Annotated in this window: 6 protein-coding genes; 3 read left to right on the forward strand and 3 right to left on the reverse strand. The window is 65.4% G+C overall.

The genetic code is table 11. The features are described 5' to 3' along the window. Both WBQ44_RS06085 and WBQ44_RS06090 read left to right on the forward strand, forming a co-directional pair. On the forward strand, window positions 1-808 hold an 808-nt coding region (locus WBQ44_RS06085), incomplete at its 5' end, for a hypothetical protein (protein WP_495565828.1). 232 nt (window positions 809-1,040) lie between these two features. Continuing rightward, on the forward strand, window positions 1,041-3,593 hold the full coding sequence (locus WBQ44_RS06090) for an aminotransferase class III-fold pyridoxal phosphate-dependent enzyme (protein WP_495565829.1): 2,553 nt from the start codon (window positions 1,041-1,043) through the stop codon (window positions 3,591-3,593). 46 nt (window positions 3,594-3,639) lie between these two features. Here the strand turns inward: WBQ44_RS06090 and WBQ44_RS06095 are convergent, their stop codons facing one another. Further along, window positions 3,640-4,263, reverse strand: a complete 624-nt coding sequence (locus WBQ44_RS06095) for a GNAT family N-acetyltransferase (protein ID WP_495565830.1) — start codon at window positions 4,261-4,263, stop codon at window positions 3,640-3,642. Continuing rightward, window positions 4,253-6,415 carry an MMPL family transporter gene (locus WBQ44_RS06100; protein ID WP_495565831.1) on the reverse strand — a complete coding sequence of 721 codons (2,163 nt, stop codon included), beginning with the start codon at window positions 6,413-6,415 and terminating at the stop codon, window positions 4,253-4,255. Before WBQ44_RS06100 ends, WBQ44_RS06095 begins: the two co-directional genes overlap by 11 nt. A 265-nt stretch (window positions 6,416-6,680) precedes the next feature. Here WBQ44_RS06100 and WBQ44_RS06105 point away from each other — a divergent pair, with 265 nt between their 5' ends. Beyond that, complete coding sequence (locus tag WBQ44_RS06105) at window positions 6,681-7,670, forward strand: 3-oxoacyl-ACP synthase III family protein (protein ID WP_495565832.1); 990 nt, start codon at window positions 6,681-6,683, stop codon at window positions 7,668-7,670. Here WBQ44_RS06105 and WBQ44_RS06110 read toward each other — a convergent pair. After that, on the reverse strand, window positions 7,593-8,954 hold the full coding sequence (locus WBQ44_RS06110; RefSeq protein WP_495565833.1) for an aminotransferase class I/II-fold pyridoxal phosphate-dependent enzyme: 1,362 nt from the start codon (window positions 8,952-8,954) through the stop codon (window positions 7,593-7,595). The genes WBQ44_RS06105 and WBQ44_RS06110 overlap by 78 nt on opposite strands. Window positions 8,955-9,190 lie beyond the last annotated feature (236 nt).

A 9,190-nucleotide genomic window follows, 5' to 3' on the forward strand; every position in this document is an offset into this window, starting at 1 on the left:
CCGCAAAATTGTTCCGCCCACAACCACCAGCAAGGCTCGCAAGAAGGTCGCCGGATCGACCCGCAAGCCTGACGGATCGGCCGCGAGCCCGGACGCACACCTGGCTACCGACGCCACAGCAGCCATACCCGATACGGCCGCAGCCGGGAATACCGAGACCGAGGCGTTCACTGCCTTGCCGTCTTCGGACGAAACTCCCGAGTCGGTGTCTCTGACGAAGACCGACACGGCTACCGCCGACACGGCTACCGCCGCCGACGCTGATCCCGCCGCAGACAACGGTCTCACTCCGGACACCGCATCCGGAGCGTCCCGCTCTCGACTCGGTTGGATGCCCGTCGTGGTCGTCGGTGCAGTGGCGCTATTGCTCATTGCCTTTGCGACGGTGGCCGCGCTGAAGCCCGGTGGGTCGAACGACAATCAAGCGTGGGTCGACCAGGGCGCTTCGTCCGAGGTGACGAGGGCTGCGACCGAGGGTTTGACGGCGCTGTATCGCTACAACTACGAGACCATCGATGACGACCTGGCGAAGGCTCGCGATTACATGGGCCCGGAGCTGCAGGAGCAGACCAACCAGTTCTTGGATGCGATCAAGTCGGGCGCGCAGCAGACGCAGACAGCCACCGAGGTCGACATCATGGACATCGGTCTGACTCGGCTCGAAGACCAGAAAGCCGAGTTGCTCGCCAACATGAACGTCAGCTCCACGCGTGCGGGAGTTGCGTACGACAGCGCGATGTTCCCGATCGTCGTCAACATGGAGAACATCGACGGCCGCTGGGTGGTTTCGGCCACCGAGCTCAAATAGCAGATTGTGACATCGGCAACACGTATTGTGCAGTGTGCCAACAAAACCGACCGAGGGCTGGGTTTTGACACTGAATTTCCTTGTTCGCGCAGTTCCGGCTTCTGAGTGAACCCGTTAGTGCGGTTAACATCGCGCGTGCGTCCTGTATCGGGGCGAGCTCTGGTTGCGTGAGATCGCCTCCCGGGCACCTCGCGTGCCGGAGGCAGAAACGCGAGACGAACACGGAGTACTGATGACCGATACGACCATCGGACGGACTTCCTCCACGCACACATCCGGGCGGGCGGGCTACGCGGACAAGGTCAATCCCGAACTGTTCAGACTGCTGGGGGCAGTCGATCTGGACATCGAATACACCTCCGGCCGCGGCACCGAACTGTACGACGCCTCCGGCCGAACCCATCTCGATTTCGCAGGTGCCTACGGCGCGCTCCCGTTCGGGCACAACCCGTCGTGCGTGTGGCGCGCGATGGATGCCGTCCGTGACGGCGGGGAACCGGTCTTCGTGCAGCCGTCGGTTCTCTACCCGGCGGGCGAGCTCGCCAACCGGCTCGTTGAAATCGCGCCGCCCGGGTTGGCTCGAGTCACGTTCGTCAACAGCGGCGCCGAGGCGATAGAGGTTGCCATCAAGATCGCCAGGGCGGCGACGGGGCGGCTCGGAATATTGAGTACGCGCAACAGTTTTCACGGTAAGACCCTGGGGGCGCTGTCCGCTACCGGGAACCGCAAATACCAGGACGGATTCGGCGCGCCGATCGCGGGCTTCGACAGCATTGCGTTCGGCGCCAGCGATGCCCTCGAGGCGACGTTGGCGTCGCACCCCGGGAAGTACGCCGTCTTCGTCGTCGAACCGATTCAGGGTGAGGGCGGCGTCGTCACTCCGCCCGACGGCTACCTCACGCGTGTGCGCGAGATCTGCACCGCACACGGGGTTCTGCTTGCGGTCGATGAGGTGCAGACAGGGTTGGGCCGGACCGGTCGAGTCTTCGCGTGCGACCACGAGGGCGTCGTGCCGGATATTCTCGCCGTCGCCAAGGCCCTCGGCGGAGGCGTTCTGCCCAGCGGAGCGGTGCTGTGCAAGCCAGAATTGGTTGGGGAGAGTTTCGCGTTGCGCCACACGTCCACGTTCGCGGGCAACGCGCTGACGGCCCGCATCGGCATCGCGGTCGTCGACGAACTCACCGCCGACGGTAGCGCTTTGGTCACCCGGGTAGGTGAACTCGGCCGCTCGCTGACGCAGGACTTGGAGAGGCTGGCGGCGAAGTACCCGTCCGTGGTGACCGACGTCCGTGGCCGTGGTCTGCTGCTCGGCGTCGAATTGACCGATGACGTCAACTTCGTCGGCAGGCAGTCGTTGTTGGGTTCCATCGCGGATCAACAGAACATGGCCGTGATGATCTCCTCGTACCTTTCGCAGGTCGAGGGCATTCGTATCGCGCCCACGCTGTTCGGCGCGCGGGTGTTGCGGATCGAACCTCCGTTGACGGTGACCGATTCCGAATGCCGTCGCATGATTGCGGCACTCGATCGAGCGTTGGCTTTCGTGGCTGCGGGTGATCTGACGGGCGTGATCGGGCATCTCGTGGGCAGGGAGCCGTCAGCTGCGCCGGCATCGGTGTCCAACTTGGGACGTCGACTGCCTCATCCGCCGGCTGTCCCGGGCGATCGTCCCTTCGGGTTCGTCGCGCACCCGCTCGATCTCGATCAGTTCGCGCATTTCGACGATTCCCTGGTGGACTTCTCGCACGCGGAGCGGACCGAGCTGCTCGGTCGATTCGCCGGCGCCACATCGCTTCTCAGTCCCGCGCCGTTCTTGATTGGGAGCGGAAGGATCGTCTCCACGTCGGACGGCGCCGCCCGCGGCGAGCTGATCGGGCTGCCCTACACCTCGCGGGCGCTGCTGAAGCTACCGCGGGAGGTGGCGGTTGCTGCTGTCGCCGCGGCTGCTCAGTTGGCGTTCGATCGAGGCGCCGAGGTCGTCGGTCTCGGTGGGTATTCGTCGGTCGTCACGGCGAACGGCATCGCGCTGGGGGAGATGTCGGGTGTGTTGACCACAGGCAACGCCTTCACGGCTGCCGCGAGTATCCGAGCCGTTCGCCGGGTGTGCGCGGGGCGGGGACTGGATCTGTCGGACGTGCGGGTGACGGTGCTGGGGGCTGCGGGTGCGATCGGACGGACGATCGCCCGCGCCTTGGCGCCGGATGTCGCAACGGTGACACTGGTGGGGCGACCGGGCGAGCACGGCCGAATTGCGCCGAAGCTGTGGGCTGCAGCTCAGGAGATCGCGGATGCTGCGCGCGGCGGAACGGGTCGGCTGGCCGCCATGACGACCCAAGGTTCGGTCGACGACCTGGTGGCGTCGGGGCACCTCGAGTTCTTCGACGATCCAGCAGCGGGCGTTGCCAGGGCCGATGTGGTGATCGCGGCGACATCTGCTCCGCACTCGCTGATCGCCGCGGCCGACCTGAAGTCCGGTGCGATTGTGTGCGATGTGGCTCAGCCGCCCAACATTCCGCACGACGTCGCGAGAACGCGACCCGACGTGACGGTGTTCGACGGGGGCATCGTCCGCCTACCCGAAGGATCGGACTACGGCCTCGACGTCGGCCTCGCCGCAGGGACGACGTTCGCGTGCCTGGCGGAGACGATGCTGCTGGCGGTGTCTCGCGAATTCGAACTCCGCAGTATCGGAACGGCTCTCGACGACGCGCATGTCGAGAGGCTCGGCGAACTCGGCGACCGGTACGGCTTCGAGCTGATGGAAGCCGGCCGGACAGCGTTGTAATCGCAGCGGCCAATGTGAGCGGCGGGTCGTGGGCGGCGTATTCCGGCTACGACCCGCCCGGCACACAGGCGGGTGGTCGGTTCATCCGGTGCACCGTCGGACCCCTCCGCCCGATCGTGGCGGTACCCACTTCGACGAATCCCATCGTGGTCCAGAACGGGATGTTCCCGCTCTTGCAGATGCCGAAAGTCGTCCGCCGCTCGCGGTCAACCCGGTCAAAGATGGCCCGCGACAGTGTCGCGCCGACGCCCGACCGATGCAGCGATGGTTCGACGCCCAGATAGACCCACAGAACCGCGTCGTCACCGGGCGCTCCTGCGTCGAGCATTCGGTCCATCGCGATGCCGGCGCGGACTCCACTGCGCATGGCCCACAACAGATGTGGGCCGGCGACAATGGGCCGCCACCACTGGCGGGGCGGTGCGTCGTGGGGGTGCCACAGGCTGACGCCGACGATGGTGCCGTCGATGGTCGCAACCTCGGCGCCACCGGCCGGGAGATACCGATGCCGGATCAGCGCCGACATCATGCGCCGCTGCTTGACCGGTCTGCGTTCGTCGTCGGGGAAGAAATGCCCGCTGACGGGGTCGTCGGCCTGGAAGGCGCGAGCCATCAGCGACGCCATCTCCGGGATGTCCGCGCGGGTGGCGAATCTGATGTCAACCGGCATTCTGGTGATCCCTCTTCGGTTCGGACACGGGCTTTTCGGGATACAGCCACCAGTTCGCCTTGCCCATCGCCGCGACGAGAGCCGGGACGAGAAGCATGCGCACAACGGTCGCGTCGATGACGAGGCCGACGATGACGCCTATTCCGAGCAGTCGCATCATGGACAGTTCGGACAACGAGAACGCGGCGGTGACGGTGATCAACAGCAGTGCGGCGGCGGTGACGACGCGGCCGGTCTTGGCGGCACCGATGCGTACGGCCTCACGGGTATCAGCGCCGGCGTCGTGTGCTTCGCAGATGCGGGAAAGCAAAAAGATCTCGTAATCGGTGGACAGCCCGAACACGACCGCGACGACGAGGATGCTCATCGTCGCCTGAAGGGGGCCAGGGGTGATGCCGAGAAGGTCTGCGCCGTGGCCGTCGGCGAAGATCCAGGTGAGTACCCCGAATGTTGCGGCGAGGCTGACCATGGCCATCGCAATGGCCTTGACCGACAGCACCACCGATTTGAACGCCAGGGTGATGACGAGATACGTCGCGGCGATCATGATGGCGAACATCCACGGAAGCGTCCGATAAATGGATTCGAGGCCGTCCTGGCTCAGCGCGGTAGGCCCACCGAGGGAAATCGACGTTCCGGCGGGAGGCACGATGTCGCGAATGCCGTCGACGGTCGCAAGCGCCGCCTCCGTCCGGTCCGGTGATTCGAGAATCGCACGAACGACGGAGTAGTCGTCCGCCGAACCACCGGGAGCCGCGGCGGCAATGCCGTCGACTCGTCCGACATCGTCGGCTACCTGTTGCACCGCAACGGTATCGGGAACCCCGCCGTCGTCGGCCCTGACCATGATCGTCACGCCCGAGTTCGCGAGCGGGAAGTCGGAGAACAACGTATCCGTCGCGACGCGAGCGGGGGAGTCCTCCGGCAACCCCCTGTGGTCGAGGTCGCCGAGCGTGACCCCCAGGATGGGTGCGCTGAGCAGTACCAGCAACGCGAAGAGTGCGACCGCGATGGGGATGGGGCGCTTGGTCACCTTCGAGGCGATGGAGCCCCAGAACCGTTCTGCGCGGGCGTCTCCGCGGTCGATGGCTCCCCGACGCCAGCTGAGTGAATCGACGCGCGATCCGAGCAGCGTCAGCGCAGCGGGCAGCGCCGTGAGGGAGACGAAAGCCGCGGCGCCGACAGCCGCCATGCCGCCGAACCCGAGAGAGCGGATCATTGCCTGCGGGAAGATGAGCATGCCGACGAACCCGCACACCAGAAGCAAACCGGAGAAGGCGACCGTGCGCCCCGCCGTCGACATCGTGCGGCGCACGGCGTCCTGGGCTGAGGCACCCCTGCGTATCTCCTCACGAAAACGGGTCAGCACGAACAGGCTGTAGTCGACGGCCATGCCGAGGCTCACCAGCGTCGCGATGTTTGTTGCGAATACGCTCACTTCGGTGAAGGTGGTCAGAATGCGCATGACGGCGAGCGAGGCCAGAATCGCGAGGCCACCGATACACAGGGGAATTGCGGCGGCCGTCACGCCGCCGAAGATGACCAGAAGCAACACCATCAGAATTGGGAAAGTGATCAGTTCGGCCCGAATAAGATCGGCGCGCGCCTCGGTGTTGTAGGCATCGACGACCGCAGCGAACCCCCCGAACCGAACGTCGACTCCGTCGACGCTTCGCTCGTCACGAATGGTTCGATACGACTCCACCCGGGTGCCCTCGTCGCCGACCAACGTGAGGACGGCGATCACGGACCGCCCGTCGAACGACTGCAAGCCTTGCCTGAAGGCGGGTGGGACCGTCCAGTACGTGGTCGGCTCTCGGGCGAGCAGGGACCTGTCGATACCGGCGAGATTCTGTTCGACGGCGCCTCGGATGCTGTCGATCGAGCGATCGTCCCTCGGTGTGTAGACGATGGCGACGTCCGGGGATGTTCGACCGAACTGCGCGTCGACGGTGTCGTCGACGCGGGCGGCTTCGCTGTTCGGGTCCGCGTAACCGCCGAGGCTGAGGCCCTCGATCACTCCCACCCCCCAGACCCCGGCGACGAGGATCAGCGTGACGCAGCCGACGAGCACCCATCGGGCGTGCCGGACGATGCCATCTGTCCATCGTCCGAGCGCGGCGGTTCTGTCATCGTCGAAGCTGTCGGCCACGAGAAGGGTCCCGTCGGTAGGAGTGCGCAGAAGTCGAGGTGTTGTGCGGTCGGGCGGACGTGCCTGTCGAACGTGCTTGGCCCTTCGCGTCGAGACCATACACCGGCGCGAATGCGCCGTCGAGACTGCCGATTCGCGCGGAATGCGGCTACGATATCGCGGCGCGCTCGTCGGGTCGACAGAAGCGGATAATCATTGCCTCACTTACTGTTTCGACCGAACGCAATGGTCAACTATTCAACTTCATTGGACGGTCGGGAAGCAAATGAACGAGACATCGAGATCGACGACGCTGCGCTGTTTCGCCGACGCCGTACCTGCCACCGTCGTCACCAATACCGAGCTCTGCGCCGACCTCGATACCGATCCGGAGTGGATCGAGAAGCGTACGGGAATACTGACACGGTACTTCCTCGAACCCGGCAGAGCGGCATCAGATCTCGCGTTGGAGGCCGCCCAGCGCGTGCTCGACCGCAGTGCGGTGCCGGCAAGTGACATCGACGCAATCGTTCTGGCTACGGCCAATCCCGATCAGCCGTTTCCGTCTACCGCTCTCACCGTTGCACACGGACTCGGTGCGACGCGCGCGGTTCCCATCGACCTCACGCAAGGCGCCTGTGCGGGCGGACTTCTCGCGATGGAGGTGGCGTCGTCGATGATCGGTGAGCGCTACCGGAACATCGTGGCCGTTGCGTCCGAGGTCTTCTCGCGACAAACCGACCCGCAGGATCGAACGACGAGAATATTCTTCGGCGACGCCGCGGGTGCCGCGCTGGTGACCCGAGAGTTGGATCAGGACAGAGGGATACGCTCGGTCGTCCTGTCGTCCGAGCTCGACATGTCCGTCGGGATCCGCGGTGGAGGCTCCCGGCACCCGTTGAGCGAGGATTCGTTCGCACACGGCGATCACTACATCTACATGGACGGTCGACGGGTGTGGACTCTGGCCACCACGCTGCTACCCGATGTGATCCGGCGTGCGGTGTCCGAGGCAGGTATCTGTTTGACCGAGGTCGACCACGTCGTGGTTCATCAAGCAAACCGCAACATCGTTCACGACGTGATGGACACGTTGGGACTCGACCGCGCCCGCGCGCCCATCACCGTCGACCGCCTCGGCAACACCGGCGCCGCCAGTGTGTTCACCGCGCTGGCGCAGCTCGAACGGCAGGGGCGTCTACGAACCGGTGACAAGACGGTGATTGCCGCCATCGGCGCCGGCTTCGTCTGGGGCGCGATGGTGCTGATTCACTGACGGTGATCCGAGGTGCTCGAGCACTCGCGCCACCTCGGTCAAGCCGGTGTCGATCTGTTCGATGCTGTGCTCGCTGGAGAGGAACATCCGCAGTCGTTCTTCGCCCAGCGGCACCGACGGATAGGTGATCGCGTTCACGTTGATGCCGGCGTCGAGCAACGTGACGCCGGCGATCACCGCCCGGTGCGTGTCGCCGACGATGATCGGGAGGATCGCGGTTCCCTCGGCCAGTCCGGTGTTCAAACCGAGTGAATGCGCCGTCGCGAACGCATGCTGAGCGTTGCTGTGCAGTCGTGTGATTCGCTCCGGCTCGGCGTCCATGATGTCGAGGCCGGCGAGTGCGGCGGCGATGGACGCGGGTGCCGGTGCCGTGGCGAACATGCTGAGGCCTGGCGCCGAGTATTTGAACGCCCGGATCAGTTCACGCTTGCCCGCGAGGAACCCTCCGACGCTTCCCAGCGCCTTGGACATGGTGCCCATCCACACGTCCACGGCGTCGCCCGGCAGGTCGTAGAATTCGCGGATTCCGTGGCCGCGTCGGCCGAGCACGCCGATGGAGTGTGCCTCGTCGATCATCACGGCGCAGTCGTACTTGCGCGCTACCGCAATCAACTGCGGTAGCAGTGCGACGTCGCCGTCCATGCTGTAGTGGCTCTCCAGGATGACCATCGCTCGCTTGAAGCTGTTGCGGGACATCTTCAGAATCGCTTCGAGCGCCGCAGGGTCGTTGTGGCGGAACGTCACTCGTCGACATCCCGCCCACTCCGTCCCCGAGACGATGCTGCTGTGCGCCAGCGAATCGCACACCGCGACATCGCCCCGCCCCAACAGGTAGCCGACCGCTGCAGCATTGGTCAGGTACCCGCTCGTGGTGACGACCGCGTCGTCGACGTCGTAGAGCTGCGCGATGCGCGCCTCCATCTCGGCATACAGCGGGATCTGGCCGGAGACAATGCGGCTGGCCGAGACCGAGGTGCCGTAACAATCGATCGCGGCCTTCGCAGCGTCGGCCACCCTGGCGTCCGCGCTGAGACCGAGATAGTTGAAGCAGCCGAAATTGATCATGTCGCGGTCCATCTGCCGGATGACAGGTCCGCTCGTGCCTTCGTGCGGAAGGTAGAGCGGGTTGGGGACGCCCAGTTCCTCGAACATCCGGTCCACGCCGTCGAATTGTGCAACTGTCGCAACCACGTCGGGATGGTCGAGCAAGCCGCGACCCTCGGGCGGTGCACTGCCCGCCGCGACACCGACGGGTGTGTTCGGTGGTGGGCTGGGTTCGTTCATGTGGACCGTTGTATATCCGGAGCGAGAGAGCAGTCGTCGGGCAATCTCGCGGGCGTCCGTGGTCATAGAAAGTCGTTTCTTGTCGAATCGGACGTAGCGAGGGCCGGATCGGGATCGGTCGCGGAGGTCGTGGTGGTGATGCTGGTGGTGATGACATCGAGCACGATCGGGTCGGCCGGCGGGGGCGTGCGCGCGGGTTCGGCTGCGGCACTGTCCGCGCGGGCGGTGAGTCCCGC

The sequence above is a fragment of the Rhodococcus sp. (in: high G+C Gram-positive bacteria) genome, from assembly GCF_049591685.1.
In the GTDB taxonomy this organism is placed as follows: Bacteria; Actinomycetota; Actinomycetes; order Mycobacteriales; family Mycobacteriaceae; genus Rhodococcoides.